This window comes from Microtetraspora sp. AC03309 (assembly GCF_020826795.1).
Classification (GTDB): Bacteria; Actinomycetota; Actinomycetes; order Streptosporangiales; family Streptosporangiaceae; genus Microtetraspora; species Microtetraspora glauca.
Genome location: NZ_JADDIL010000053.1, coordinates 37,079 through 62,385 on the forward strand (window position 1 = coordinate 37,079; position 25,307 = coordinate 62,385).

The window sequence follows — 25,307 nt, forward strand, 5'->3', positions numbered from 1 at the left end:
CCGATGCGACCGCACCGGCCCGGCGCCCGGGGTCCGGACGGCGCTCAGACCGTGCCCGGACCCGGACGAGCGGGCTCAGACCTGGATCCTGCGCTCGATCGCGTCGACGATCTCGGCGATGGCGACGTCCACCGGGACACCGTTCTTCTGCTCTCCGTTGCGGTAGCGGAAGGAGACGGCGCCGCCCGCGATGTCCTCGTCCCCCGCGAGCAGCATGAACGGCACCTTGGCCTTCTGCGCGTTGCGGATCTTCTTCTGCATCCGGTCGTCGGCGGTGTCCACCTCGACCCGGACCCCTCGCTCCCGCAGCCGCTTGGCGACGTCCTGCAGGTAGGGGGCGTGGGCGTCGGCGATCGGGATGCCGACGACCTGGACCGGCGCGAGCCAGGGAGGGAAGGCGCCCGCGTAGTGCTCGGTCAGCACGCCCAGGAAGCGCTCGATCGAGCCGAACAGCGCCCGATGGATCATGACCGGGGTCTGCCTGCTGCCGTCCGCCGCCTGGTACTCCAGCCCGAACCGCTTGGGCTGGTTCAAGTCGAGCTGGATGGTGGACAGCTGCCAGGTGCGGCCGATCGCGTCCTTGGCCTGGACGGAGATCTTCGGCCCGTAGAAGGCCGCGCCGCCCGGGTCGTCCACCAGCTCCAGCCCCGACTCGCTGGCGACCTGGTGCAGCGCCCGGGTGGCCTCCTCCCATTCGGCGGGATCGCCGATGAACTTCTCGGAGTCGTCACGGGTGGACAGCTCCAGGTAGAAGTCCGAGAGCCCGAAATCACGCAGCACGCTGAGCACGAACCTCAGGAGCGACTTGATCTCGTCGGCCATCTGCTCCCGGGTGGTGTAGATGTGCGCGTCGTCCTGCGTCATGCCGCGCACCCGGGTCAGCCCGTGCACCACACCCGACTTCTCGTACCGGTAGACCGAGCCGAACTCGCACAGCCGCAGCGGCAGCTCACGGTAGGAACGCCCCCGCGCCCGGAAGATCAGGTTGTGCATCGGGCAGTTCATCGGCTTGACGCGGTACTCGACGCCCTCCAGCTCGAAGGCCGGGAACATGTCGTCGGCATACCAGGGGAGGTGCCCCGAGGTCTCGAAGAGCGACGACTTGGTGATGTGCGGGGTGTTGACGAACTCGTACCCCGCCTCCGCCTGCCGCCGGCGCATGTAGTCTTCCATCTCCTTGCGGATGATCCCGCCCTTGGGATGGAAGACCGGCAGGCCGCTGCCCAGCTCCGGCGGGAAGCTGAACAGGTCGAGCTCGGCGCCCAGCTTGCGGTGGTCGCGCTTCTCGGCCTCCGCGAGCAGCTGGAGGTACTCGTCCTGCTTCTCGCGCGACTCCCACGCGGTGCCGTAGATGCGCTGGAGCTGCGGGTTCTTCTCACTGCCGCGCCAGTAGGCGCCGCCGGCGCGCATCAGCTTGAACGCCGGGATGACCCGGGTGGTCGGCAGGTGCGGGCCGCGGCACAGGTCCTTCCAGCACAGCTCGCCCGACTTGGGGTCGAGGTTGTCGTAGATGGTGAGCTGGCCGCCGCCGACCTCGACGTTCGCGCCGTCGGCGGCGTCGGCCGCGCCGCCCTTGAGCCCGATCAGCTCCAGCTTGTACGGCTCGGCGGCGAGTTCCTCGCGGGCGTCCTCGTCGCTGACGGGACGCCGCCGGAAGGTCTGGCCCTGCTTGACGATCTCGCGCATGCGCTTCTCGACGCGCTTGAGGTCCTCGGGGGTGAAGGGCTCCTTGACGTCGAAGTCGTAGTAGAAGCCGTTCTCCACGGGCGGGCCGATGCCGAGCCTGGCCTCCGGGAAGATCTCCTGGACGGCCTGGGCCATGACGTGGGCGGTGGAGTGGCGCAGGATGGCGCGGCCGTCGGCGCTGTCGACGGCGACCGGCTCGACGACGTCGCCCTCGGCGACCTCGGCGGCCAGGTCCCGCAACTCGCTGTTGATCCTGGCGGCGACGACCGACCTGCCGTCGGCGTCGAGCGCCTCCCCGGCCGTCGTGCCCGCCGCCACCACGCGCTCGGCTCCGGCGAGGGTGATGCGTATTTCGAGGGCGGCAGACACGGTAGCTCCTTGCTCGATCCGAACGGCTGAAGAGTCGGCCCGCGAATCCCGCGCTCGAGTGCGACGCGCTCGCGGCACCTTTTACCTTCCGATGCTACCGGTGCCGTCGGCCCGTTTTCGCGCGCTCGGCTCCGGCTCATTCCGACGTGCCACGGCGCCGCCGGGCGAGTTCCCCGAACAACGCCTCCCACTGGGGCGTGACCGCCTCGCCCGTGTAGGGAGCGGCTCCGGCGAGCGCGGCGGCGCCGAGTCCCTCGCGCAGCGCGCGATCGGCGATGACCCGGTCGAGCGCCTCCGCGAGGGCGCCGACGTCGCCCGGCGGCACGAGCAGGCCGTCCACGCCGTCGGTCAGCACGTCGGCGGGCCCGGTCGGGCAGTCGAAGCTCACGATCGGCGTGCCGTGCGACATGGCCTCGATCATGACCATGGGCAGCCCCTCGAACCGGGAGCTGAGCACGAACGCCGACGCCTTGGCCAGCTCGTCGTCGAGCCGTTCCGTGCGCCCCATGAGGAACACGTGGTTGTACAGGTGCAGTTCCTCGATGAGCGCCCGCAGCGCCGGCTCCTCCGGGCCGGTCCCGAAGATCCTCAGCTGCCAGTCCGAGTGCTCGGCCGCCACCCGGGCGAAGGCGGGGACGAGCAGGTCGAAGCCCTTCTGTTCGGTCAGCCGCCCGGCGGCGACCACGACCTTCCCGCGCGGGCCCGGCCGTACCGCGTCGTGCTCGTGGACGGCGTTGGGGATGCGCAGCACCCGGGCGCCGGGGACGGCGCGTTCGTACTCGGCCCGGTCCCCGTGGGTGAGGACGACGACGGCGTCGAACGTCCGGTACGTACGGATGATCTCGGCGCGCACGTCGGGCCGGTGGCTGGCCATGTTCATGTGCTCCTGGGCGACCCGGATCGCGCTGTCGGGCGCGTACCGCGCGGCGAGCAGGTTGAGCCCGGGACGTGTGGTGACCAGGACGCCGTCCCAGACCCCGGCCAGGTAGTCGGCGACGCCGCGCTCGACGCCCCTGGTGAACCAGTCGGACTTGTACTCCCCCTGCGGCACCGTCCTGCCCCGGCGGCCGGCGAGCCTGGCGCGGTAGCCGGAGGGCTTCTCGCGCTGGTCGGTGAGGGGCACCAGGCGCACCCGGGGGTCGACGGGGAACTGCGGTTCGTCCCTGCGCCGGACCACGCTGGCCAGCTCCACCTCGTGCCCGCGCGCGGCCATGGCGTTGGCCTGGTTGATGACCGTGCGGATGGTGCCGCCCATGCCGTAGGCGTGCAGCAGCATGTACCGGATCCTCATCCCTCGCTCCATTCGTAGTCGACGGAGAGGTTGTTCCTGACCGTGTAGCGCGGTCGTACGAGCACGCGGCGGTCGTCGACCGGCACGGCCTGCGCGGGGAAGACCATGACCTTGTTCTTGTCGGGGATGTCGTCGAGCAGCCGGCCGACGCGCAGCCGGCGCTCCCCGCCTGCCCGCCACACGGCCAGGTAGGCGTCCCAGACGCCGGTGAGCGGGCCGTACGCGGGCACCAGGTCGCCGATCGGGACGCTCACGTCGAACCCGTGGCCGTCGAGCTCCGCCTCGGCGTGGACCTCCTGCTCCTTGTGCTCCCTGAGGACCAGGATCAGGCGGCAGGCGCCCGGATCCGGGTCGATCCCGTGGACGCGGCCGACGATCCTGACCCGGCCGTCCCTGGGCCAGACCTGCTCCACCTCGGCGTGCGGGGTCACGTGAGGTATCCCCACGTACGGCACTGCTCCTGCAGGACGGCGGGCACCTCGTCGGCGGCGGGCAGCGGGCGGCCGCTCTGCACCGCGCCCGATTTGATCTTGTCCTTCCAGTCGCCCAGCCCCTTCTGGTACGCCGCCTCGCCCCGCCAGGTGAGCATGCCCTCCTCCCACGGGATCTCCAGGAAGTCGCAGATGAGGCGGGTGGTCGCCACCGGCTCGGCGGTCAGGTCCTCGTAGCGGACGGTGAGACCGGGAAAGGCGCGCCGCGCCCGCTGGACCGCCTTCATGTACCGCAGGGCGTCCCGCGCCGCCTCGTCCATGTCCCGCTTGCCGCCTCCGGCCTCGTGCCAGGAGCGGGCGATGGACAGGGGGTGGCGCAGCAGGAAGACGAATCTGACGTCCGGCCAGCACGCGGCGATCCGCTCGGCGGCGAACGCGTTGGCGGGGGTCTTCTCGACGATGATCCGTTTGCCGCTCCGCACCAGCTCGCGGTGGAGCACCCGGTCCCACAGCAGGTGTTCGAGGTCGCCTCGGCTGTGCCCGAGCGCCTCCATGGCCATGCCGACGAGGGAGTTCCCGTAGCCCACGGTGAGTCGGCGGACGTGCAGCTCATGGGGCGCGTGGATCATGGAATGACTGTTGAGCATCGACCGCAGCAGCGTGGATCCCGCTCTCACCGGGGAGATCACGAAGACCGGCGCCCGTACCAGGCGGTCGTCCTCTCCCGCCGGGTGGTACGGCGCGGCTGCCGCCCCCTGCCCCTTCGCTGCCGTCCCCTTCCCCTCGGACCGCTCCTTCGACGGGTCCGACGACTTCCCCACGGGGGTGAGGTGGTATCCGGTGATGCCGGCGACAGCGGCGTTGACCTTGCGTTTCCAGCTCATGCAAGCGCAAGCTAACAGCGCTTCCTGAAAGCCTCCTAAGGGTGCGGACGCCTCGCCTCGGCGTCTCCTGTGGTTCTTCCCACACCTGGGGACATTCTGCCCATTAGTGCGATATAGGTACTTATATGGGGATTTATCCCCGTCCCTCTGGGGCCCCCGGGGGGAGACGCTGGCAAGGGGATCCGCAGGGGAGATCCACGCGGCTGTGAGGACCCGGGGGGTAGAGGAAACATGGGCGAGCAGGCGTCACCGTCCACGCCCGCGGACGGTCTCGGCCACAACCTTGATCACGATCTCGCGCCATCCTGGGGGCGGCGGGCGCGAACCTGGCTGGCGAGCGCCTACGGCCTCCTCCAGAGGAGCGGCACCCCTCCCCCCGTCAAGGAGAGCGACCAGGACGACGTCACCTGGATCCTCACGCGGCACCCGTCCTGCGTGCGCCAGGCGCGACGGCTGACCCGCGCCCAGCTCGCCGACTGGAAGCTGCGCGGCCAGGGAACCGTCGCGGAGCAGGTGGTGTGCGAGCTGGTCACCGACGCGCTGCGGCACGCGGGCGGGCCGATCCGCCTCAGCCTCTATCTCGTGGACGGCACGCTCCGCTGCGAGGTCGAGGACGGGGACACGGTCCTCCCACCGACGACTCCCCACCCCGGCACCGCCGGTACGGACGCCGAGGACGGCCACGGACGGGAGCCGGAGCTGGGACGGGAGTCGCACCTGATCGAGCGGCTCTCCTGCTGCTGGGGCCGTGTCCGCACCGCCACGGGCAAGGCCGTCTGGGTGGAGTTCCCGGCCACGAGAGACCTTCATCACTCCTGCGGCAAGGGACGGGAGTGACCGGGTCGCTCAGGATCCGGCGGCGTCCCGCTCCTCCGCGGCGCGGTTCCACTCGCGGGCCCAGACAGCGATCTGGGCGCGCGAGCTGAACCCGAGCTTGCTGAGGATGTGCTCGATGTGCCCCTCAGCGGTGCGCTGCGCGATCACGAGCGTGGCGGCGATCTCCTTGTTGCTCATGCCCTGGGCGACGAGCTGGGCGATCTCCGTCTCCCTGGGGGTCAGCGGTGACGCCTCGGCCGGCCGTTCCGCGCGTTCCTCCTCGGTGGGCGCCTCCTCCAGGGCGTAGGCGACCACCTCGTCGTAGGGAATCCTGGCGCCCCGTTTGAGCGCGGCGCGCAAGGAGGGCTCTCCGAGCCCCTTGCGGATCCGGACCTCGCATTCGTCGCGATAGCGCATCAGGTACGCGTAGCTCGACAGGACGCTCCCCAACGACTCCCAGATGATCTGCAGGGCACCCCGCAACCGGCCGGCCCGCTCGTACTGTCGCTGGGCGGCGGCGATCCAGGACAGCACCTCCAGGTTCAACCCGACGCCGAGCAGGTCGTCCAGGGACCGGTTGAACCGGAGGCTCTCCTTCTCCAGCTCGGCCGCGCGGGCGAGGTCGTCCTGGCGCCAGGCCTCGATCCCCAGCGCCATCAGGGCGTACGACCGATGCCACCCGTCGCCGTGGGCGTCGCAGACCTCGACGCACCGCTCCCCCGCCTCGACGGCGGCGGCCGATTCGCCGATCAGGGAGTACGCCAGGCAGAGCCGGAGATAGGTGAACGCCTCGCCCATGGGGTCGTCGATGCCGCGGTAACGGCGTATGGCCTCCTTGTAGAGCTCGATCCCCTTGTCGACCTCTCCCTGGTACAGCGCGACCACGCCGGAGAACAGCGCGACCCACGCGAGGACCCGCTCCAGGCCCAGCCGCTCTCCGAGGGCGCGGCTCTCCGCCAGCATCGCCTCGGCCGGGGCGATCTCCGCCTGGATGATGGCCAGCCAGGAGTTCGCCCACAGGGCCCTGGCCCGCGCCTCGCCCCGCTCGCTCTCCGCCGCCAGGCCCCTGTCCAGCCAGCCGCGGCCCTCGTGCAGGTAGTAGCTGGTGATCCAGTGGTAGAGGAGGTCGGTCGCCATCTCCAGTCCCGCGAGGGTCTCCCCCTGCGCGAAGCAGTACTCGAGCGAGGTCCGCAGGTTGGCGTGCTCGCGCTTGAGCCGGGTGAACCACGCCACCTGGTCCGGGCCGAACAACAGGCGGTCGGCCTCCGCCGCCAGGCCTCGGTAGTAGTCCCGGTGCCGCCGTCGCATCACGGCGTCCTGGCCGGACTCCTCCAGCCTCTCCCTGCCGTAGTGCCGGATCGTGTCGAGGAGCCGGTACCGCATCGCCTGGCCCTGCTCGTCCGGGATCAGGATGGACTTGTCGACCAGCCCGATCACCAGGTCGACCACGTCCTCCCTGGCGATCCCGTCGCCGGAGCAGACCTCCTCGGCCGCCTCCAGGTCGAGGCTGCCGGCGAAGACCGAGACGCGGGCCCACAGGAGGCGTTCCTGCTCCGTGCAGAGGCCGTAGCTCCAGTCGATCAGCGCGCGCAGCGTCCTGTGCCGGGGCAGCACCGCCCGCGATCCGGCGGTGAGCAACCGGAACCGGTCGTCCAGCCGGTCGAGCAACTGGTCGAGGGACAACGCCCGCAGCCGCACCGCGGCCAGCTCGATCGCGAGCGGTATCCCGTCGAGCCTGCGGCAGATCCGCTCCACCGTCTCGTGGTTGGCCTCGGTGACCGCGAAGCCGGGCAGCACGGCGGAGGCCCGCTCGGTGAAGAGGCGCACCGCGTCGTAGTGCGTCATCGTCTCCAGCGGCAGGGGCACACCGTCCATGTCGGGAAGCGCCATCGCCGGCACGGCCAGCGTCTGCTCGCCGGCGGCGCCCAGGGGCTGCCGGCTCGTGGCGAGGATCCGCAGGTCCGTCGTCGCCCGCGCGAGCGTCTCCACCAGGACGGCGCAGTCGTTCAGGAGGTGCTCACAGTTGTCCAGAACCAGCAGCGCCCGCTTGTCCGCGAGGTGGTCGACGAGCACCTCCGTGCACGACCGCGCCGACTGGTTGCGGATCTCCAGCGCCTCGGCCACCGTCTGGCACAGCATGGCGGGGTCGTCCAGCGCGGCCAGCTCGACCAACCACACGCCGTCGGGGAAGGCCCGGCGCACGTCGGCGGCGATCCGCAGCGCGAGCCGTGTCTTGCCGACCCCGCCCGGCCCGGTGAACGTCACGACGCGTGACTGGGACAGCAGCCGCTTGGCCTCGGCCACCTCGTGCCGACGGCCGACGAAACTGGTCACCTCGGTGGGCAGCCTGTTGTGTGATCGCTTCGAGGTCTGGGTTGTCATCGCCGCCATCAAACGCCTCGGCTCGCGGATCGCCGCGCGCGGAACCGGACTCGACAGAATCTAGGTTATGTCTCCGCCATAACTTCGCGCGCGTGCAGGTGCCGAGGAGATCGCCTCCGCGCGGCCGGTCAGCCGGGTTCCCTGACCACGTCGTCGGCCCGCCGGTCCGGGCGCAGACCGCGCCAGCTCGGGTGGCGCAGCCGGCCGTCCCCGGTCCACTCGGCGTACCGCACCTCGCCGACCAGGACGGGCTCCACCCAGCGCGCGTGCCGGGCGTGCTCGCGCGGCACCTCGTCGTCGAACGGGCTCTTCGCGCGGGCGAGCGGCGCCAGCCGTTCGGCCAGGCCGGCGAGCATCGCCTCGGTGAAGCCGGTGCCGACGTGCCCGGCGAAGACCAGCCGACCGGTGTCGTCGTGCACGCCGAGCAGCAGCGAGCCGATGCCCTCGGCGCGCCTCCCCTCGCCCGGTTTCCAGCCGCCGACGACGACATCCTGGGTGCGGAAGTGCTTGATCTTCAGCCAGTCCCTGCTGCGCCGTCCCGGCCGGTACGGCGAGGAGAGCCGCTTGGCGACCACACCCTCCAGGAGCAGCTCGCGGCTGGTCGCGAACACCGTCGCGCCTCCTCCGGCGGAGTGAGGCGGCACATCCCAGCGCTCCCCCGCCACGACGGTGCGCTCCAGCAGCTCGCGCCGCTCGGCGTACGGCAGGCGGATCGTGGTGGCGTCCCCGAGATGGAGGATGTCGAAGATCAGGTATGTGACGGGGACGGCCCGGGCCAGCAGCCTGATCCTGGCCGGATCGCGCTGGTGCATGCGCGGCTGGAGCGCCTCGAAGCTGGGCAGGCCGCGCGCGCCGAACGCCACGATCTCCCCGTCGAGCACGACCGCGTCTCCGACCGCGTGCGCGAGCGGGCCGATCTCGGGATAGGCGACGGTGACGTCCAGCCCGTTGCGCGAGGCCAGGCGCAGCCGCCCGTCCTCGACGTAGCCGAGCGCGCGCACGCCGTCCCACTTCATCTCGTAGCCGAACAGCTCGTCCTGCGCCTCCGGCGGCAACTGCCCGAGCTGGGCCGTCATCGGTGCGTACGCCGGCAGGTGCCCCATGTGGGTGCTCCTACCCGGCGGGCGGCCGTTTCGTCACCCCAGCTCGGCGGCCACCGCCTTCGCCCAGGCCTCGACGTGCGCCCGGTCGCGGAAGTCGCCCGCCATGGACCTGGCCATCGACGACGCGGGGAAACCCACGGCGTCCTCGGCGAGCCGCCCTCCGAACGTGGCGTGGCCGAGGGCCTCCAGCCTGGCCGACCAGCGGGCGACGTTCGGCGTCGGGGGGATGTCCCGCTCCACCGCGGAATGGTCCAGCGGCCCGCTGCTGAACAGCCAGACCGACACGGCCCGCAGAGTGGTCGCGTGGCGGCGGGCGAACCGCTGGACGTCCCTGTGCCATCGCCTCGCGTACAGTCCGCCGCCCAGGATCACCGCGTCGTAGCCCCGCGCGTCCCTCGCGGCGCCCGCCGCGAGGACGTCGACCTGATGGCCCTCCTCGCGCAACGTCTGACCGATCCACTCGGCGATCTCGGCCGTGGACCCCCTCTTGGAGCCGTACGCGACCAGAACCCGTGCCATGAAGATCACCTCCGGCGCCAGTCTCCGCCCGATCACGCGGGGCGTTTCAGGGCCGAAGGTCGGTCGTGGATCAGCCGATGGTCCCCGTCCGGCCGGCGGCGCGGTCAGAGGCACGGGCGTGGCACGGGCGTGGCACGGCCGGCGACACGAGCGTGGCACGGGCGGCGGCGCGGTCAGTCGGGCGGCAGCACGGGATTGAGATGGAACAGCCCGGTCCGCACCTCGCCCCGGCCCTTCTCCTCCCGGGCGGTCCGGCCGGCCACTGCGCTCAGGACGTCGCTGACGGTGACCAGCCCCAGCAGCGTGCCCGCCGCCGAGACGACGGGTACGGCGTCGCATCCGACGTCGAGCATCACGCCCGTGATCCGCGACAGCGGGTGTCCCGGGCCGACCTTGGGCAACCGGCGCCGGCCGAGCAAGCCGCCCACCTGGCGGCGCGAGTGCTCGTCCGGGCCGCCGCCGCACCAGGTGGCGGCGACGTCCTCCCTGGTCAGGATGCCGAGGACGTGACAGTCGTCGTCGACCACGGGCAGGTGGTGGACGCCGGCGCGGCGCATCAGCTCCCACGCCATCAGTGGGGACTCCTCCACGGTGACCGTGACCAGCACGCGGGTCATGATCTGCTCCGCGGTCAGGGTTTCCACGCTCATCGCTCCTCCTCTCCCCGGCCCACGACGGCGACGGCGCAATGAGCCCGGTGCAGAACCCCGTGGCCGACCGATCCCAGCACGGCCGAGCCGAACCCGCCGAGCCCGCGCGACCCGACCACGAGCAGGTCTGCCTCGCGGGAGAAGTCCGACAGGACGGCGATGGGATGCCCGCAGACGGCCGACTGGGTCACCGGCACGTCCGGGTACTTCTCCCGCCAGGGCGCGAGCTGGCGTCGCGCCATCTCCGCGCTCTGCTCGAAGACCTCGTCGAGCACACGGGTGTAGCCGACCGCGAACGGCGTGAACGCCGGCATCTGCCACGCGTAGACCACGCGCACCCCGGCGCCGCGCAGTTGCGCCTCTTCGAAGGCGTACCGCATGGCGGCCTCGGAGTGCTCCGATCCGTCGAACCCGACGACGATCTCCCGCCGCTCGTCCTTCCGCGGCCCCCGTACGATCACGACCGGGCAGGCGGCGCGACCGGCGATGCCCATACTGATCGATCCGAGCACCAGGCCGGCGAAACCGCCCATGCCCCTGCTGCCGACGACCAGCGCGCCGGCCTGCCGGGACTCGGCCTTCAGCTTCTCCACGACCGTGCCCGTGGCCAGTTCCGCGGTGACCGCGAGGCCGGGGACGCGTTCCCTGGCCCGCTGCACGGCGCCGCTGATGACGCCCTCGCAGAAGTCGGACAGCGACTGGTCGAACCCCTCGACCCGGTGGAAGGGATACTCGTTCGCCCACGGCTCGCGAACGTGCACGATCTTCAACGGGACGCCCCTGCGCGCGGCGTCGTCCGCCGCCCAGTCCACTGCCGCGGTCGATTGCGGGGAACCGTCGACGCCGACAACGATGGGTCCGGTCATGGCGCGTCTCCTTCTCGGGGGCCTGCTGATCTCATTCCATCATCCGCCGAACGGCCGGGCAGTGGCCCAACGTCCCATGGCTTCGGGACCTCCGCCCCGCATCGGGGCCGATCGGTCCGCCCGCGTCCCCGCTCTCTACCCATTCAGACGAAACGGACGCTAGCGTGCATGACATGATTCGTGTATTCCTCCTGGACGACCACGAGGTCGTACGGCGCGGCGTGGCGGCTTTGCTCGAGGCCGAGGACGACATCGAGGTCGTCGGCGAGGCCGGGACGGCCGAGTCCGCGATCGCGCGCATCCCGGCGCTCAAACCGGACGTCGCGGTCCTCGACGTACGGCTGCCCGACGGCAACGGCGTGGACGTCTGCCGGGAGGTGCGTTCGCGGATGCCCGAGCTGGCCTGCCTGATGTTGACGTCCTTCGCCGACGACGAGGCGCTGTTCGACGCCGTGATGGCGGGGGCCGCGGGATACGTGCTCAAGCAGATCCACGGGTCCGATCTCGTGGGGGCCGTCCGGACGGTGGCCTCGGGCCAGTCGCTGCTCGACCCGCAGACGACGGCGACCATGCTCCAGCGTCTGCGCGATCAGGCCGGCAAAAGGGATCCGCTCGCGGCGCTGTCGGAGCAGGAGCGGCACATCCTGGAGCTGATCGGCGAGGGACTGACCAACCGGCAGATCGGTGAGCGTCTCTACCTCGCCGAGAAGACCGTCAAGAACTACGTGTCCAACCTGCTGAGCAAGCTCAACATGCAGCGGCGCACGCAGGCGGCGGCCCTCGCCGCGCGCCTGAAGGTCGATCGCGGCGAGTGAACCGCCCGGCGTGCGGCCGGAATGACAGCGGGGGGCGACAGCGGGAGCGACGCCGGGGGCCTGGCCGGTACGGCGGCCGGGGCACGGTCAGAGCAGCGGCGCCAGAGCATCGGCGTCAGAGCATCGGCGGGACGGCCAGGTCGTTCCTGGCGAACGTGATCTCGGTCGTGACGTCGATCACACCCTCGACCGCGCGTACGCCCTCGACGAGATGGCAGACCTGGGAGCGCCGCCGCACCCGTCCCCTGAGCGTCACCATGCCGGACTCGATGACGATCTCCAGGCACTCCGGATCGGCCTGCCGCCTGATCACGTCCATGATGTCCGCGCGTACGTCCTCGACGGGACGGTTGAAGATGCGGAGCAGGTCGGACTGGTGCACGGTCCCGGCGATGCGCCCGCTGACCGGGTCGATCACCGGCAGTTGCTTGATCCGCTTCTCGTGCATCAGGCGCGCGGCGACCCGTACGGGCGTCCCGGGGGTCACCGTCACGGGCGGCGTGCTCATGATCTCGGCGGCGGTGACGCCGAGCGCCCTTCGGTGCTCGCGGCGGCGGCCGACGTCGAGCATCCCGCCGATCCCTCCGGGCTCGTCGGTCTCCCGGAGCAGCAGGTCGTCCTCCGAGACCACTCCGACGGGCCGGCGTTCCGCGTCGACGACGGCCACCGCGCCCACCCCGTACCGCTCCATCGCGGCGGCGATATCGGCGAATCCCGCGTCCTCCTGGACCGCGATCGCCACCCGGCCCATGACGTCTCTGACGGTGACGGGCATGGTTTCCTCCCTCGCTGCCGCCTCACTCGCTTCCCCGACCAGCGTCCGCCCGAGGCGGAGCCGCCCGGCAGCGTCTTATGTCCTCCGCCCGCAGGGGCTTAGGTCCCTGATGCCCCGACTCTGGCGGTATAAGCGGTCTTGGGTGGGGTATCGCGACGACGGCGACCGGAACGGCGTACCGTCACTCATGAGGGTGTCCTGACACCCGGTATGAAGGAAGGGGAGCCGATGTCCCGCCGTACAGTCTCGCCCGGTGATCTGGGCCGCCGCATCGCCTATCACCGCAAGCGTCTGGGGCTCAGCCGCGAGGATCTGGCAGAGCGAGCGGGAATGGCCCCCGGATTCGTGGAGTACGTCGAGGAGTCCGCCGCCTCGATCACCGAGGAGGCGCTGCTGCGGCTGGCGGCGGCGCTGGAGACCACACCGGATGACCTGCTCGGCGCCGGGATGGACCAGCCGCCCGGCCAGGGGGCTGCCGCCGCGCACCCGGTCCTGCACGCGCTCGATCCCGAGGAGTGCATGCGACTCATCGCTCCCGGCGGCGTCGGCAGGGTCGCCTTCAGCGGGCCGTCCGGGCCGACGGTCTTCCCGGTGAACTTCAAGGTCCACAACGGGGCCATCGTCTTCCGCACCCAGTACGGCGGCCCGATGGAGAAGGCCGTGCGCACCGGCATGGTGGGCGTCGAGCTCACGATCGGCTTCGAAGTCGACCACATCGACGACGTCAACCGGGAAGGGTGGAGCGTGCTCGTACAGGGGCCCGCCCACCACGTTTCGGCGAGCGAGGTGGCGGAGGCGGCGAGCACCGAGGTCGAGCCCTGGGCCGGCGGTGAACGCGAGACGTACATCAGCATCGTTCCGCACCACATCACCGGGCGCCGTATCCGCGGCTTCTGACCCCTGGTCCCAAGAAAACGGATTAACGCGGATTTATAGCGACATACCAGGCCAAAAGTCCCTTCCGTCCGATCCGGGCGGAGGGGACGCTGGAGTGGGAGGTGTTCGCGATGGAAGCCAAGGAATGGAACGTCGAGATCTTCATCAGCGAGGACGACGAAGATCAGGTGACCACGGCGAGGGCCGTGCTCCACGCGGGTGACGGCACTCGACACGAGAGCGTCGCCCACGCCCGGCGCAACCCTCATGATCGGCCGGTCCCCCAGATCGGGGACGAGCTCGCGGCAGGGCGTGCCCTGTCCGACCTGGCCGCCAAACTGATCGAGGACGGCGCCGAGGACGTGGCGCAGTTCGCCGCCGCGTCACGGGCCCGCTGATCCTCATCCCGCCGGCCATCTTGCCGATCACCTTGCTGATCCGGTCGGGACGGGACCCCGCGCCACCGGGTCCCTGAGAGGCGCGGGGTCCCCCGAAGGGGTGACATACCGTGCCCGGCCGGTGCACATCAGCCCGTACCGGTCACCGCGTACTGGTCACCGCGTACTGGTCACCGCGTACTGGTCACCGCGTACTGGTCACCGCGCCGGGACCACGGCCACCGGGCAGTCGGCGTGCTGCAGAAGCGCGTTACTGACCGATCCGAGCACCAGCCCGGCCAGCCCGCTCCGCCCCCGGGCCCCGACCACGAGCAGTCCCGCCCCGGCCGACGCCTCCTTCAGAACCTCGACCGGATGCCCGTTGACGACATGCTCGGTGACCTTCACGTCCGGGTGCCGCCGCGCCGCCTCGGCCACCGACTCCGTGAGCATGCCGCGCAGCCCGTCCTCCTCCTGGACCGACGCGGCCGCCTCGAACCCGCCGCCGGCGACGAGCCCCCTCCAGGCGTGTACGGCGTGCAGCTCCGTGTCGTGGAGGGCCGCCTCGGAGAAGGCGAAGTCGATGGCGGCCGCGTTCGCGGGCGATCCGTCGACGCCGACGACGATCCTGCGGCGGACGTTCACCGGAAGCGTGCGCACCACGACGACCTCGCAGGAGGCCCGGCCGGCCACGCCGAGCGCCACGGAGCCCACGAGCAGGCCGCGGAAGCCGCCGAGCCCGTGGTTGCCGACCACGAGCAGCTCCGCCTCCTCCGCCGCCTTGATCAACGCGATCCGGGCGTCACCGGGCAGCAGCGCGGAGTCGACGGCCACGTCCCCCTCCTGCTCGCCGATCCGGGTCAGGGCCTCCTCAAGGACGGATTCGGCCCCTTCCCGCATCCATCTCGCGACGTCCGTGTACGGACCGTGGCCGGGCATCTCGGACGCCCATTTCGGCATCGCGTGGACGACCCGCAGCGAGGTGCCGCGCAGTGCGGCCTCCCGGGCCGCCCACGAGGCGGCCTCCAGCCCGGCGGCCGACCCGTCCACTCCGACAATGATCATTTTCTCTCCTTCATCGCGAACCTCACCTATCCCTGTCTACCCGGCGGATGCGGCGGGTACGGCTCCGGGTCTTTCACCTCCGCCATACGCGGGAATGGTTAGGGCGACATTCACCGCGAAGGGGGATCATGATGGACATCATCGAGATGCTCGAACAAGCCCAGGACAAGCCGACCGTCACGCGGGTGTTCGGCGAGCCGATCGTCCGAGACGGGGTCACGGTCATCCCGGTCGCCCGGGTCGCCGGAGGCGGAGGCGGCGGCAGCGGCAGGCAGGAGGGCGACAACCCCGGCGAGGGCGTCGGCGGCGGGTTCGGCCTCGGCGCGACCCCGGCGGGCGTGTTCGTCATCAAGGACGGCGACGTGCGCTGGCAGCCGGTGGTCGACGTCAACAAGCTGATCGTGGGCGGGCAGGTCATCGTCGTGGTCGCGTTGCTGACCCTACGCACCATCGTGCGTCTCCGGGCCAGGAAGCGCTGACGGGATGGACGCCTGGGTGGTCGCCCGTCCCGGTCCGATCGCCACCCACCCCCTCGAACGTGCCCGGCTCCCGATTCCCGTGCCCGGTCCGGGCGAGCTGCTCGTACGCGTCGAGGCCTGCGCGGTCTGCCGTACGGACCTCCACCTGGCCGAAGGCGATCTCGCGCCGCGACGGCCGAGGACGGTGCCCGGCCACGAAGTGGTGGGCAGGGTGGCGGCGCTCGGTCCCGGTACGGCCGGCCCGCCCGCCGGCACCAGGGTGGGCGTGGCCTGGCTGCGCTCGACCTGCGGGCACTGCCGCTACTGCCTGGGCGGGGCGGAGAACCTGTGCCCGGCGTCCACCTACACCGGGTGGGACGCCGACGGCGGCTACGCCGAGCACGTCACCGTCCCGGCGGACTTCGCGTACCTCCTGCCGGACGAGGGGTCGGCCGAGACGCTCGCGCCGCTGCTGTGCGCCGGGATCATCGGCTATCGCGCCCTGCTCCGCGCCGACCTGCCGCCCGGGGGCCGCCTCGGGATCTACGGCTTCGGCGCGTCCGCCCACCTGACGGCGCAGATCGCCGTCGCCCAGGGTGCCGCCGTACACGTGATGACGCGATCGGAGCAGGCTCGGGAGCTGGCCATGGCACTGGGCGCGCGCTCGGCCGGCGGCGCCTGGGACACACCGCCCGAGCCTCTGGACGCGGCCATCCTGTTCGCGCCCGTGGGCGAACTCGTCCCTGTCGCCCTCGCGGCCCTCGACCGCGGCGGGACGCTCGCCGTCGCCGGGATCCACCTGACCGACGTCCCGGTACTGAACTACGAACGGCACCTGTTCCAGGAGCGCACCCTGCGCAGCGTCACGGCCAACACCCGCGCGGACGGGCGCGCCTTCCTCGATCTCGCCGCGCTCCACCGTCCCAGGGTCGCGACCACGCCCTATCCGTTCGACGCGGCCGACCGGGCCCTGGCCGATCTCGCCGCCGACCGCGTCGAGGGCGCGGCCGTGCTCCTGCTCTAGGCGGAACAGGCGGCAGCGCCGTGCCTTGAGCCGCTCCCTATGTCCGAACGGCCCTCCGTTTCGGGACCTAAGGCCTCTGCCCGGCGCCGTCCGGCGCCACTTGGATGAGGGCAGGCATTCTCTGACCGTGTTTGGAGGCACGTGATGCGCGTCAAAGTGAAGGACGTCATGACCACGCATGTGGCGTCGGTCAACGGAAACACTCCCTTCAAAGACGTCGCTGAAGTGCTCATCGCCCACAGCGTCAGCGCCGTACCCGTCGTCGACGGCGAGGGACACGTGATCGGGGTCATCTCCGAGGCCGACCTGCTGCGCAAGGAGCAGTTCAAGGAGCAGTACTATCGCGAGGGGTACCAGCCTCCCCTGCGCGCCCGGCTGCGGCACCGCCTGACGGAGAAGAACCACAGTGTCAGGGACACCGCACACGGTGACACCGCCGCCGAACTGATGACGTCTCCCGCGGTGACGATCCCACCGGGAGCCTCCGTGGTCTCCGCGATCAGGCTGATGGACCAGCACGGGGTGAAGAGGCTGCCGGTGGTGGACGCGGACGGCGTCCTGGTCGGCGTCGTCAGCCGTCAGGACATGCTCAGGGTGTTCGTGCGCTCCGACGCCGACCTCGCCAAGGAGGTACGCGAGGACGTCGTCGAGCACTCGCTGTGGGCGGAGAACTCGCGGATCGACGTCGACGTGTGGCAGGGAGTCGTGACGCTGACCGGGTGGATGGCCCGGCGCAGCGACGCCGCGATCGTGGTCGCGATGGCACTGCGGGTCCACGGCGTGGTCGACATCGTCGACAAGCTGGAGTGGGAAGAGGACGACACCTCGCGGTGGGGCCGCAAGTGACACGGGCCGTCCACCTGGCCCCTGGGCGCAATCTGGGCGAATCCTGGGGTTCGACGGGCACGACACGGTACGACGGAGCCGATCGGAGCAACGGAGCCGATCGGGGCGGCGCCTGACAGCGCGCCGAGCGGCGGGAGAACAGTGGCCGCCGACGCGGAAGGGCGGGAGATCCTCCCGCCCTTCGCCCGTTCGATACCCGGGGTCCTTCGCCGATGTCCGGGTTCCTCGGCCCGGCGCACCGTGCCGGGTCTCCCCCGGCCGGTCACCGCGCCGGAGCCCCGCGCCGGATCACTGCCGGGTCACTGCCCGGTCTCAGTCTCAGACCGCTCCTCCTCCGCCTGGCGCTGGATCGGTATCTTCCGTCCCTCGGCCCTCTGCTCCGTCTCCAGGCCCACGCTCACTTCGAGTACACCGTCCTTGTACATGGCCTGGACGTCGTCCTCCCTGACGCCGGGCGGGAGCATGAGGGACCGGTAGAGCGCCCCGTAGTGGAACTCGGAGCGGTGCCGCTCCCGCGTCTCCTGGGTCTTCTGCGCGCGGATCTCCAGCACCCCGTTGGTGAGGGTGATGTCGACGTCCTTGTCCGGGTCGATGCCGGGCAGTTCGGCCCGTACGACGTACCGGTCCCGGTCCCGGTCCACGTAGTCCTCGATGCGGATGAGCTCCGCCGACGAGCGCAGTCCCATCATCGGCGACTCCAGCAACTCCAGCAGGTCCGGGAAGGGCCAGCCGCTCTCCCTGCGTGCGATGGCACCCATCTCTGACTCCCTTCGCGTGCGCGCCTACTCCCTCCATGACATCACCAGGCGGGCCACCCCGCGTCAGAGTCGCAGGTCCCTGACCTGTGGGGACCAATGGATGCCGCTGGATGCCGACCGCGCCCTGCCTACGCCCTGCGAAGGCACGACCGTCCGGACGCCACAGCCGCGCACCTGGAGGTGCTCGGACCGGCGGGCGGCGACCCGGAGATCACCGCCGCCATGACGACCCTGCTCGCGGTCGTCGCGGAGTACGGCGACAGCCGCTGACGACGCGGGCCTCTTCAGGGGTCATTCGCACGGCCGTGCCGGGACGGCGGGTCTCGGCGGGTCGGAGGTCGTGGACCGAGCGGTGTAGGTCCGCAGCTCCGGCACCGCCCAGGTGATCGCCGCCACGGTCGCTGTCGTGAGCAGCCCGCCGACGCAGATCACCATTCGGGGATCGAGGAGTGATCTGGCGGCCCCGTGCAGCAGGTTCGCGATGTGCGGGCCTCCGAAGAGGACGACGGTGAGCGACCCCTGGACCCGGCCGCGCACGGTGTCGTGAGTGTGTGCCTGTGTGATGGCGTTGCGGAAGGTGCTCAGCACGAAGTTGACCGCGCCGCCGAGGACGAGCGCCGCCAGTGCGACCCACAGTTGTGCGGCCAGTCCGAGGAACACGACGGTGATGCCCCAGGCGGCGGCCGCCCCCGCCATGAGCGCACCGTGGCGCCGGGAGCGAGTGAACGTGCCCGACAACAGCCCGGCTGTGACGACCCCGGCCGGATAGGCGGCGTAGAGCAGTCCCAACTCCAGGCCCCCTCCGGCGGGTCCGCCGTAGGTGTGCTGGGCGAGTTCCGGAAACAGGGCTGTCGACATGCCGAAGACCATCGCCGCGAGGTCCACCGCGAGCACCGCCACGAGCAGCCGGCTGGCCGCCACGTACCGGAAACCGGCCACTAACTGGCCGACTGTGGGGCGACGCCGACGGAAGCGCACGATCGGATCGTTCGACGATCCGACCGGCTGCGGCGGCAGCGGCGGCAGCGGCGGCAACGGCGGCAACATGGCAACCGCCCACACAACGGCCAGCAGTGCGACGGCATCGAACAGGTACAGCGTGTCGAGGCCGACGATCGGGATCACGACCCCGGCCAGCACCGGTCCGAGGATCGACCCGGCGTAGCGGGTCAGAGAGCTGAGGCTGTTCGCCGCCGGTAGCAGCTCGACAGGGACGAGGCGGGGCACCACGGCGCCCATCGTGGTCATGATCGCCGCGAAGGACAGGCCCTGGCAGGCGACCAACAGCATCACGACCGGGACGGAGCGCCCGCCGAGCACGGCCTGGGCCCACAAGGCCACGTACGTGAACGCGAGGCCGCAGTGGGCCGCCAGTAACACTCTTCGCCGGTCCATGACGTCGGCGAGCGCGCCGATCCACAACGCCGCCACGACCAGCGCGGCGAACGACACCGCCGCCGCCGCGCCCACGACCGCCGAGGAGCCGGTCACCGTGTACAGCTGCGTCGGCACGGCGATGACGCTGAAGGAACCGCCCACCGCGCAGACCGCCGACGCCACCCACAGTCGCCGGAAGGCCGGGACGGCCAGCGGGCGGCGGTCGACCGCGTAGGCGCCGAGCGACCCGACCCCTGACGTGCTCACCGCCCGGTGCCGGCGGTCGTGGCCGCGGCCGGCGCCTCCAGGCTCACCACGTCGGCGACGACGCAGGCGATGTTGTCGGGGGCGCCGGCAGCGTACGCGCGCGCGACCAGTTCGTCGAGCACGTGCTGGGGCGCGGCGGGCCCGGTCAGCACCTCACGCAGCGACCCTGCGGGTACGACGGCGGACAGGCCGTCGGAGCACAGCAGGTACCGGTCACCGGCCGCGGCCTCGTGCAGCGACAGGTGCGGCCGGGCGCCGCCGGTACCGGTCAGCGCTCGCGCGAGCAGCGAGCGTCGCGGGTGCGAGGCCGCTTCCTCCGCGGTCAGCCGGCCCTCGTCGACCAACGACTGGACGTAGGTGTGGTCATGGGTGATCTGGAACAGCTCGCCGTCACGTAGGAGGTAGGCCCGGGTGTCGCCGATGTGCACCAACGCCAGCCGGGAACCCGACCACAGCAGTGCGGTCAACGTGGTGACCGCCTCCCCCGACGGCGTCGACGCGGCGATTTCCCCGATCATCCGGTCGGCTTCACCGACCGCGTCGGAGAGAGCGCCCAGCAGGTCCTCGGCCGGGACGGCCATGGTCTCCAGCGGTTTGAGCGCGTCGACGGCCGCCGCGCTCGCGAGGTCCCCGGCCGGGCCGCGGACCCCGTCGGCCACCGCCAGCAGCCGGGGGCCGGCGTACGCGGTGTCTTCGTTGCTCGTACGCACCAGTCCCGACTCTGACCGGGCGGCGTAACGGATCCCCAGTACGGTCGCCGTCTCTTCCACGGTGCTTCCTCTTCCCGACAGGTAGTCGACGAGGAATGTGGCCAACTGCCCGCGGGCGGCGGTCTCGGCCAGCACCTGCTCCCAGTAGCGGGCGATCTCTTCGGCCGCCGCGCTCGCCGGCAGGTCGCACACCTGCCGGATGCGGGCCAACGGCATGCCCAGCCGCCGCAGCCAGGCGATCAGCCGGGCCCGCTCCAGCTGCGCCGGATCGTAGAACCGGTATCCGGACTCTCCGTCCACCGCGGCCGGCCGCAGCAACCCGAGTTCGTCATACAGCCGCAACGCCTTCGGCGACAGCCGGGCGGCCCGAGCGAACGCCCCGATCGTCAGCAGCCGCACCACTCCTCCTCATCCCGGCCACCGTGGCCGGTACGGACGATGTTGCTGCTTCACCCAGGGGGAAGGTCAACACGCCGCCGTGTTCACGGCGTCGGCCGTCCGGCGTGCGCGGGCCCTCTCGCGGTGCGGCGCCGCCGTACCGCGAGAGGGCCCGTTTTGGGGCGCGGGTCAGGCGGCCGCGCGGGCGGCCAGCGCGACCGTGGCCTGGCGGGTGACGCCGTTCACGGTGACGGCGACCACGACCTGCCCCGGGCGCAGCGCCGTGATGGCCCCGGTCTCCGGGTCCAGCACCGCGACGTGCCACGGCTTGGCGCCGGCGCGATCGCCGACGTGCAGGTTCGGGGAGCCGGACCAGTCGGCCGAGGCGGGATAGCCGACGGGCACCGTACGGCCGTCCTGCGTCAGGGTCGCCGACACCCGGCCGGACTCGCCGACCTGCACGGAAGCGGGCGCGGTGAGGGTCAGCTCGTCCACGTGCGGTCGGACCTGCGTGCCGATCCAGCTCGGCGCGTCCACGAACCAGTTGCGCCGGACGTGCTCGGCCTCCTTCGCCGTCACCGGGTCGACACCCCACAGCGACCAGCCGGTGAACCCTCCGTCGTCGGCCGCCGTGGCCGGGTTCTTACCGGAGTTGCCGTTGATGAAGTACGGCACGGCGTCGACGTGCGAGGCGTGGAACGTCCCGACGTGCCCGCCGATGTAGGCCGCTCCCTTGCCGGTGGTGCGCTGGAAGTCTGCCAGCCAGCCCTCGACCAGCGCGGCCTCCTTGCGGTCACCGAGCTGGCTGCCCTTGCCGGGCGTGGGGTCGCGCGGGGGCACGTGGAACAGCACGGCCACCGAACCGATCGCGGGGTCCTTCGCGGCCGCGTCGAGCTGCTTCCTGAGCATGGCCACCTGCTCGAACCCTCCGCCGAGCAGGTTCAGCCGCGAGGTGTCGAGGGTGATGAAGCGGGTGCCCTTGTGGTCGAACGTGCCGTAGGTGTCGCCGAAGACCGCCTTGAAGTTGTCGATCTTTCCGCCCATCACCTCGTGGTTGCCGGGCACATAGTGGAACGGCAGCTCGCCGCCGAGTTCCTCGTCCAGGATGCGCTTGGCCAGCGCGAAGTCCTCGGGGGACGCCTCGTCGACGAGGTCGCCATTGATGATCAGGAAGTCGGGCTTGGCCGCCTTGATCTCCCGCAGGGTGCGGCGGACGTTGGCGACGATGTCGCTGCCGGGGTCACGCGCCACGAACTGCCCGTCGGACATGACCGCGAACCGCCACGGCATGTCGGCCACCGCGGCGCCGGTACGGACGACCGGGTCGGCCACCTTGGCGGCGGCCGGGGCGCTCACCGGCGGCGGCACCTTGGCGACCAGCCCGTCAATGGCGATCTCACCGTTGTACAGCTGGTCGGCCCTGGTCTCCGCGACGTAGAAGCGCCGGAGCTTCAGCGGGTAGTTCACCCCGGGCGGGACGGCGAACTCGACGTACTTCCAGCCGGTCCAGGTGAGGTACGGGCCGCGCAGGATCTGCGACTGTCCCTGGGCGTCGTAGAACTCCAGGCTGGGCCACTCCCCGTTCCCGGAGGAGCGGATCCACATCCCGAACGCCTGCGGCTGCCCCTCGATGGTGATCTGCTGCGGCGGGCTGGCGTAGGCCGCGCGCGTGGCCGTCGACTGGGTGAAGTCGTACGCGAGCCGCAGCCCGCCCCCGCTCTGCCCCGGCGTCGGCGACAGCGATCCGGTGGCGCGCGCCGCGGCGAACGTCCAGGACGCGGCGTTCTCGAAGTCGGCGACCGAGACGTCCTGGAAGCCTACCGTCACCGGCACCGCGGTGGTCACCTTGCCGACGGAGACGGTGATCGTGCCCGAGCCGGTCGCCTTCTTCGACGTCACCGCGAACAGGCCGTGCTCGGCGGGGGCGACGTCGAACAGGGTCGTGTCGTAGTCGAGGCGCACGTCGCCGGGCTCGATGGGGGCGGAGTTGCCGTTGCGGTCGTAGCCCACCACGCCGAAGACGCCCGAGTCGTCCGCGCCGGCGAGGCCGACCCGGTCGGCCGTGGCGCCCAGCCGTACGAGGGGCTGCAGGACGGTGAGCTCGATCTCGCCCTTGGCGCCGTCGCGCGAGGCGGTGACGGTCGTCTGGCCGGGCACCGAGGCGTGGAAGACACCGTCGCGGCCGACCTGCCCGTGCACGGCCGGCGTGGCCCGCCACGAGGGCGCGCCCTCCACCGGGCCGTACGTCTCGTCGTAGCCGTCGGCGGTGAGTCTGCGGGTGAGCCCGGGGAAGACGCGGTCGGTGCGCCCGCCCGTGGTCGGCCCGGTGCCCGGCGCCTTCACCGGATCGGCGGCCGTCTCGACCCAGAAGCCCTTGAGCTTGCCGCTGCCCGTGGGGGCGTAGAGGGCCAGGCCATTGGGGACGTGCCGCTCCTCGCCGTCGGAGGGGCTGTTCTCCACCCGGGCGTCGGCGGAGCCGGGCTCGCGGGCGAGCATCGTGGAGGAGCCGCCGCCGTCGAGGTTGATCGCGTTGTGCGCGCCCAGCTCGGCCATCATGGCCCCGAGCTCGGTGAGGGTGACGCCCCGGCTGTCGGTCTGGCGGCCGTCGACGGTCAGCATGTACATCGTGCGGCCGTCGGTGGAGAAGCCGACGGCGGTGCGCGGGTGGGCGGCGTTGTCGGAGAAGACCTGGGCGACGCCGTCCTTGACGACGATGTCACCGCCTCCGATCGCAGTCTTGACGGCGCCGCCGTCGGACGCCTTCGGCTGGTACGCCACGTCGACGCGGTCGCCGGGCTTCAGCCGGGCCAGGGCCGCCGATCCGGCTTCGCGGCCGAGGAGGATCGTCGTACCCGCCGGGATCGGACCGCTGCCGGCGGCGGAGCGCACCTCGGCGACGGCGCCGTCGCGGAGCACGACCTCGGTGACCGCGGCGGCGCCCGCGACCGCGCGGCCGCGATCGTAGGAACCCCACAGCTGGGTGAACACGCCGACGCCATTGGCCTGGATGAGCTGGTTGAACTGGGTCAGGGTGATCGGGTCGCCGCCCGCCGGGGTGGCGGTGCCGTCGAAGCGCATCTGCAGGACGCGCCCGACGCCGTCGGGCGTGAGCGCGACCGCGTTGCCGTGGCCGGAGGTCGAGGACTGGACGAGCTCTCCGTCGCGGACGCCGACGCCCTGGGCCGCCCCCGAGTTGTTGATGTCGAAGAAGTCGCCGTTGACGGCGGCGACGGCGCGGCTGCGCTTCACCGGCCCGGAGAGCGGCTCGGTCTTCGACACCTCCCCGGAGAAGACGTAGCCGGCGCTGGCGCCGCCGGTGAGGTCGGCGGTGATCGCGTCGGCGCGTAACCAGCCGGCCGCGTCGTAGCGGTCGAACGAGGTGAGTGTGACGCCCGGCGCGACCGGCCGGGTCTGCTTCGCCGTCTCCAGCCTCTGCGCCCCTGGGGTGACGAGCAGCGTGGATGACGGCTGGTAGGACGACGCGGGGGGCGCGTCCTCGACGAGGGATTGCGGCGGTTGTGGATCTGCCTGGGCCGGCCCGGCCGCGCCGAACGCGAGCAGCGGAGCGAGAAGGGCCACGGCCAACATGCGGGGGTGGTGACGTTGTGACACGAGTGAACCCAATCGTGTCCTGGTTACAATTTTCAAGACCTCAAGGTGTCTTAAAAGAAAACTTCATCACCTCCGGCGGCACCCAGAGCCCCGTCTGGAGCGCGGGCCTCCAGGTATTGAGTCGTGAGCCACCGCCGAAGCGCGGGCCGCGATGGCTGACCACGAGCCCATGTCTGCGCCTCTGTGGGCCTCTAGTTTTCGAGGCCCTCGCCGAAGCTGATCCGCAGGTCGGCCGCGAGCGCTTGGGCGAGGTGGTGGAGCTGGGGCCGATCGATGATGATCTCCTTGAGCACACTCACACCGCGGAGGCTGGACAGGTCGTTGCTGCGCAGGTCGCACCCGCGGTAGCTGCCGCCGTCGAACTCCGTCAGGTGCAGGTTGCACTCGTCGAACGCCGCCTTGCTCAGGTCTGACCCGCTGAACCGTGCCTCCCGCAGGTCGCATCGCGAGAAGATCATCGGTCCTGACGTGCGGAGACGGATGAAGGTGGCGTAGTCCAACCTGCACTCCTCGAAGATCACGTCTTCGAGCGTGACGTCCTCCCACGCCGAGCCCAGCAGTTTGCAGCCGGTGAAGATGACGCGGGACAGCTTGCTGTCCCTCCAGCGGAGACCGGACAGGTCGCAACCGGAGAACGCGACCGAGTTCAGACGCAGCTCGGCCAGGAGGGCGCGCTGAGTGGTGAGGCCGGTGACGTGCCCGTCCATGAGCTGGGTCCCGGACAGGGACAGGTCACGCAGATGGGCATCGGCGTAAGCGAAGTCGCTCAACTTGCCGTGCTCACCCTCCAGCGAGTCGACCTCGTTCGCCACATCGTCCAGATACGGCAGCGTGACCTGCGTCCGGCGCACAGTGCGTGTCTCCACGGCCCTACCTTCCAGCATTGTGTGTCCGGTTGCGTCGTGGGCTCGCCCGGCGGTCTGGCGCGCCGGTCAGCCTCGCTCAGTCCCCGATGTAGCTGATCGAGCGCAC

Annotated in this window: 24 protein-coding genes; 8 read left to right on the forward strand and 16 right to left on the reverse strand. The window is 71.3% G+C overall.

The window, feature by feature from the left end:
* Positions 1-75 precede the first annotated feature (75 nt).
* From thrS to IMZ11_RS27585, 4 genes are all read right to left on the reverse strand, one after another.
* A complete protein-coding gene (gene thrS, locus IMZ11_RS27570; protein WP_228645318.1) occupies positions 76-2,055 on the reverse strand; it encodes a threonine--tRNA ligase in 1,980 nt (659 codons plus the stop codon).
* 136 nt (positions 2,056-2,191) lie between these two features.
* Entirely contained in the window at positions 2,192-3,346 is a 1,155-nt protein-coding gene (locus tag IMZ11_RS27575) for a glycosyltransferase family 4 protein (protein ID WP_228645319.1), read from the reverse strand.
* Positions 3,343-3,777 (reverse strand): hypothetical protein, encoded by a 435-nt coding sequence (locus tag IMZ11_RS27580; RefSeq protein WP_228645320.1) that lies wholly within the window; start codon positions 3,775-3,777, stop codon positions 3,343-3,345. Before IMZ11_RS27580 ends, IMZ11_RS27575 begins: the two co-directional genes overlap by 4 nt.
* The gene (locus IMZ11_RS27585; RefSeq protein WP_228645321.1) at positions 3,774-4,661 is read right to left on the reverse strand and encodes a sulfotransferase; all 888 of its coding nucleotides are present in this window, start codon (positions 4,659-4,661) and stop codon (positions 3,774-3,776) included. Before IMZ11_RS27585 ends, IMZ11_RS27580 begins: the two co-directional genes overlap by 4 nt.
* Positions 4,662-4,892: 231 nt before the next feature.
* Here IMZ11_RS27585 and IMZ11_RS27590 point away from each other — a divergent pair, with 231 nt between their 5' ends.
* A complete protein-coding gene (locus IMZ11_RS27590; protein ID WP_228645322.1) occupies positions 4,893-5,498 on the forward strand; it encodes an ATP-binding protein in 606 nt (201 codons plus the stop codon).
* Between the two features lie 9 nt (positions 5,499-5,507).
* On the opposite strand, the gene IMZ11_RS27595 is transcribed toward IMZ11_RS27590, so the two are convergent.
* The 5 genes from IMZ11_RS27595 to IMZ11_RS27615 form a co-directional block, all read right to left on the reverse strand.
* On the reverse strand, positions 5,508-7,859 hold the full coding sequence (locus IMZ11_RS27595; protein WP_228645323.1) for a LuxR C-terminal-related transcriptional regulator: 2,352 nt from the start codon (positions 7,857-7,859) through the stop codon (positions 5,508-5,510).
* A gap of 128 nt (positions 7,860-7,987) precedes the next feature.
* A complete protein-coding gene (ligD, locus tag IMZ11_RS27600) occupies positions 7,988-8,962 on the reverse strand; it encodes a non-homologous end-joining DNA ligase (protein WP_228645324.1) in 975 nt (324 codons plus the stop codon).
* Between the two features lie 33 nt (positions 8,963-8,995).
* On the reverse strand, positions 8,996-9,481 hold the full coding sequence (locus tag IMZ11_RS27605; RefSeq protein ID WP_228645325.1) for a flavodoxin domain-containing protein: 486 nt from the start codon (positions 9,479-9,481) through the stop codon (positions 8,996-8,998).
* A 173-nt stretch (positions 9,482-9,654) separates the two neighbouring features.
* A complete protein-coding gene (locus tag IMZ11_RS27610; protein ID WP_228645326.1) occupies positions 9,655-10,131 on the reverse strand; it encodes an HPP family protein in 477 nt (158 codons plus the stop codon).
* Entirely contained in the window at positions 10,128-10,997 is an 870-nt protein-coding gene (locus IMZ11_RS27615) for a universal stress protein (protein WP_228645327.1), read from the reverse strand. Before IMZ11_RS27615 ends, IMZ11_RS27610 begins: the two co-directional genes overlap by 4 nt.
* A gap of 173 nt (positions 10,998-11,170) precedes the next feature.
* On the opposite strand from IMZ11_RS27615, the gene IMZ11_RS27620 reads away from it, so the two are divergent.
* Positions 11,171-11,812, forward strand: a complete 642-nt coding sequence (locus tag IMZ11_RS27620; protein WP_061257287.1) for a response regulator transcription factor — start codon at positions 11,171-11,173, stop codon at positions 11,810-11,812.
* 115 nt (positions 11,813-11,927) lie between these two features.
* Here IMZ11_RS27620 and IMZ11_RS27625 read toward each other — a convergent pair whose 3' ends face one another.
* A complete protein-coding gene (locus IMZ11_RS27625; protein ID WP_228645328.1) occupies positions 11,928-12,587 on the reverse strand; it encodes a CBS domain-containing protein in 660 nt (219 codons plus the stop codon).
* A 228-nt stretch (positions 12,588-12,815) separates the two neighbouring features.
* Here IMZ11_RS27625 and IMZ11_RS27630 point away from each other — a divergent pair, with 228 nt between their 5' ends.
* Together IMZ11_RS27630 and IMZ11_RS27635 are read left to right on the forward strand one after the other, a co-directional pair.
* Positions 12,816-13,484, forward strand: coding sequence for a pyridoxamine 5'-phosphate oxidase family protein (locus IMZ11_RS27630; protein WP_228645329.1), 669 nt, complete (start codon positions 12,816-12,818; stop codon positions 13,482-13,484).
* Between the two features lie 110 nt (positions 13,485-13,594).
* Positions 13,595-13,861 (forward strand): DUF1876 domain-containing protein, encoded by a 267-nt coding sequence (locus IMZ11_RS27635; protein WP_061257285.1) that lies wholly within the window; start codon positions 13,595-13,597, stop codon positions 13,859-13,861.
* A gap of 198 nt (positions 13,862-14,059) precedes the next feature.
* Here IMZ11_RS27635 and IMZ11_RS27640 read toward each other — a convergent pair whose 3' ends face one another.
* Positions 14,060-14,905 (reverse strand): universal stress protein, encoded by an 846-nt coding sequence (locus IMZ11_RS27640; protein ID WP_228645330.1) that lies wholly within the window; start codon positions 14,903-14,905, stop codon positions 14,060-14,062.
* Between the two features lie 128 nt (positions 14,906-15,033).
* On the opposite strand from IMZ11_RS27640, the gene IMZ11_RS27645 reads away from it, so the two are divergent.
* The 3 genes from IMZ11_RS27645 to IMZ11_RS27655 all read left to right on the forward strand — a co-directional run bounded on the left by IMZ11_RS27645 (position 15,034) and on the right by IMZ11_RS27655 (position 17,233).
* Positions 15,034-15,384 carry a spore germination protein GerW family protein gene (locus IMZ11_RS27645; protein WP_228645331.1) on the forward strand — a complete coding sequence of 117 codons (351 nt, stop codon included), beginning with the start codon at positions 15,034-15,036 and terminating at the stop codon, positions 15,382-15,384.
* 4 nt (positions 15,385-15,388) lie between these two features.
* Complete coding sequence (locus tag IMZ11_RS27650) at positions 15,389-16,387, forward strand: zinc-binding alcohol dehydrogenase family protein (protein ID WP_228645332.1); 999 nt, start codon at positions 15,389-15,391, stop codon at positions 16,385-16,387.
* A gap of 144 nt (positions 16,388-16,531) precedes the next feature.
* The gene (locus tag IMZ11_RS27655) at positions 16,532-17,233 is read left to right on the forward strand and encodes a CBS domain-containing protein (RefSeq protein ID WP_228645333.1); all 702 of its coding nucleotides are present in this window, start codon (positions 16,532-16,534) and stop codon (positions 17,231-17,233) included.
* A 299-nt stretch (positions 17,234-17,532) separates the two neighbouring features.
* On the opposite strand, the gene IMZ11_RS27660 is transcribed toward IMZ11_RS27655, so the two are convergent.
* Positions 17,533-17,991 (reverse strand): Hsp20/alpha crystallin family protein, encoded by a 459-nt coding sequence (locus tag IMZ11_RS27660; RefSeq protein ID WP_228645334.1) that lies wholly within the window; start codon positions 17,989-17,991, stop codon positions 17,533-17,535.
* A gap of 96 nt (positions 17,992-18,087) precedes the next feature.
* On the opposite strand from IMZ11_RS27660, the gene IMZ11_RS27665 reads away from it, so the two are divergent.
* The gene (locus tag IMZ11_RS27665; protein WP_228645335.1) at positions 18,088-18,261 is read left to right on the forward strand and encodes a hypothetical protein; all 174 of its coding nucleotides are present in this window, start codon (positions 18,088-18,090) and stop codon (positions 18,259-18,261) included.
* A 21-nt stretch (positions 18,262-18,282) separates the two neighbouring features.
* Here the strand turns inward: IMZ11_RS27665 and IMZ11_RS27670 are convergent, their stop codons facing one another.
* From IMZ11_RS27670 to IMZ11_RS27685, 4 genes are all read right to left on the reverse strand, one after another.
* On the reverse strand, positions 18,283-19,635 hold the full coding sequence (locus IMZ11_RS27670; protein ID WP_228645336.1) for an MFS transporter: 1,353 nt from the start codon (positions 19,633-19,635) through the stop codon (positions 18,283-18,285).
* Positions 19,632-20,744 carry a MerR family transcriptional regulator gene (locus IMZ11_RS27675; RefSeq protein ID WP_228645337.1) on the reverse strand — a complete coding sequence of 371 codons (1,113 nt, stop codon included), beginning with the start codon at positions 20,742-20,744 and terminating at the stop codon, positions 19,632-19,634. Before IMZ11_RS27675 ends, IMZ11_RS27670 begins: the two co-directional genes overlap by 4 nt.
* 168 nt (positions 20,745-20,912) lie before the next feature.
* Positions 20,913-24,311 (reverse strand): phosphodiester glycosidase family protein, encoded by a 3,399-nt coding sequence (locus tag IMZ11_RS27680; protein WP_228645338.1) that lies wholly within the window; start codon positions 24,309-24,311, stop codon positions 20,913-20,915.
* A 215-nt stretch (positions 24,312-24,526) separates the two neighbouring features.
* A complete protein-coding gene (locus tag IMZ11_RS27685) occupies positions 24,527-25,201 on the reverse strand; it encodes a pentapeptide repeat-containing protein (RefSeq protein ID WP_228645339.1) in 675 nt (224 codons plus the stop codon).
* Between the last annotated feature and the right edge of the window lie 106 nt (positions 25,202-25,307).

What these genes read in the sequence shown, in the direction of transcription:
- IMZ11_RS27575 (WP_228645319.1), bottom strand. Translation starts at nt 3,346, where the DNA reads ATGAGGATCCGGTACATGCTGCTGCACGCCTACGGCATGGGCGGCACC.
- IMZ11_RS27585 (WP_228645321.1), bottom strand. Translation starts at nt 4,661, where the DNA reads ATGAGCTGGAAACGCAAGGTCAACGCCGCTGTCGCCGGCATCACCGGA.
- IMZ11_RS27590 (WP_228645322.1), top strand. Translation starts at nt 4,893, where the DNA reads ATGGGCGAGCAGGCGTCACCGTCCACGCCCGCGGACGGTCTCGGCCAC.
- IMZ11_RS27595 (WP_228645323.1), bottom strand. Translation starts at nt 7,859, where the DNA reads ATGACAACCCAGACCTCGAAGCGATCACACAACAGGCTGCCCACCGAG.
- ligD (WP_228645324.1), bottom strand. Translation starts at nt 8,962, where the DNA reads ATGGGGCACCTGCCGGCGTACGCACCGATGACGGCCCAGCTCGGGCAG.
- IMZ11_RS27605 (WP_228645325.1), bottom strand. Translation starts at nt 9,481, where the DNA reads ATGGCACGGGTTCTGGTCGCGTACGGCTCCAAGAGGGGGTCCACGGCC.
- IMZ11_RS27610 (WP_228645326.1), bottom strand. Translation starts at nt 10,131, where the DNA reads ATGAGCGTGGAAACCCTGACCGCGGAGCAGATCATGACCCGCGTGCTG.
- IMZ11_RS27615 (WP_228645327.1), bottom strand. Translation starts at nt 10,997, where the DNA reads ATGACCGGACCCATCGTTGTCGGCGTCGACGGTTCCCCGCAATCGACC.
- IMZ11_RS27620 (WP_061257287.1), top strand. Translation starts at nt 11,171, where the DNA reads ATGATTCGTGTATTCCTCCTGGACGACCACGAGGTCGTACGGCGCGGC.
- IMZ11_RS27625 (WP_228645328.1), bottom strand. Translation starts at nt 12,587, where the DNA reads ATGCCCGTCACCGTCAGAGACGTCATGGGCCGGGTGGCGATCGCGGTC.
- IMZ11_RS27630 (WP_228645329.1), top strand. Translation starts at nt 12,816, where the DNA reads ATGTCCCGCCGTACAGTCTCGCCCGGTGATCTGGGCCGCCGCATCGCC.
- IMZ11_RS27635 (WP_061257285.1), top strand. Translation starts at nt 13,595, where the DNA reads ATGGAAGCCAAGGAATGGAACGTCGAGATCTTCATCAGCGAGGACGAC.
- IMZ11_RS27640 (WP_228645330.1), bottom strand. Translation starts at nt 14,905, where the DNA reads ATGATCATTGTCGGAGTGGACGGGTCGGCCGCCGGGCTGGAGGCCGCC.
- IMZ11_RS27645 (WP_228645331.1), top strand. Translation starts at nt 15,034, where the DNA reads ATGATGGACATCATCGAGATGCTCGAACAAGCCCAGGACAAGCCGACC.
- IMZ11_RS27650 (WP_228645332.1), top strand. Translation starts at nt 15,389, where the DNA reads ATGGACGCCTGGGTGGTCGCCCGTCCCGGTCCGATCGCCACCCACCCC.
- IMZ11_RS27655 (WP_228645333.1), top strand. Translation starts at nt 16,532, where the DNA reads ATGCGCGTCAAAGTGAAGGACGTCATGACCACGCATGTGGCGTCGGTC.
- IMZ11_RS27660 (WP_228645334.1), bottom strand. Translation starts at nt 17,991, where the DNA reads ATGGGTGCCATCGCACGCAGGGAGAGCGGCTGGCCCTTCCCGGACCTG.
- IMZ11_RS27665 (WP_228645335.1), top strand. Translation starts at nt 18,088, where the DNA reads ATGGATGCCGCTGGATGCCGACCGCGCCCTGCCTACGCCCTGCGAAGG.
- IMZ11_RS27680 (WP_228645338.1), bottom strand. Translation starts at nt 24,311, where the DNA reads ATGTTGGCCGTGGCCCTTCTCGCTCCGCTGCTCGCGTTCGGCGCGGCC.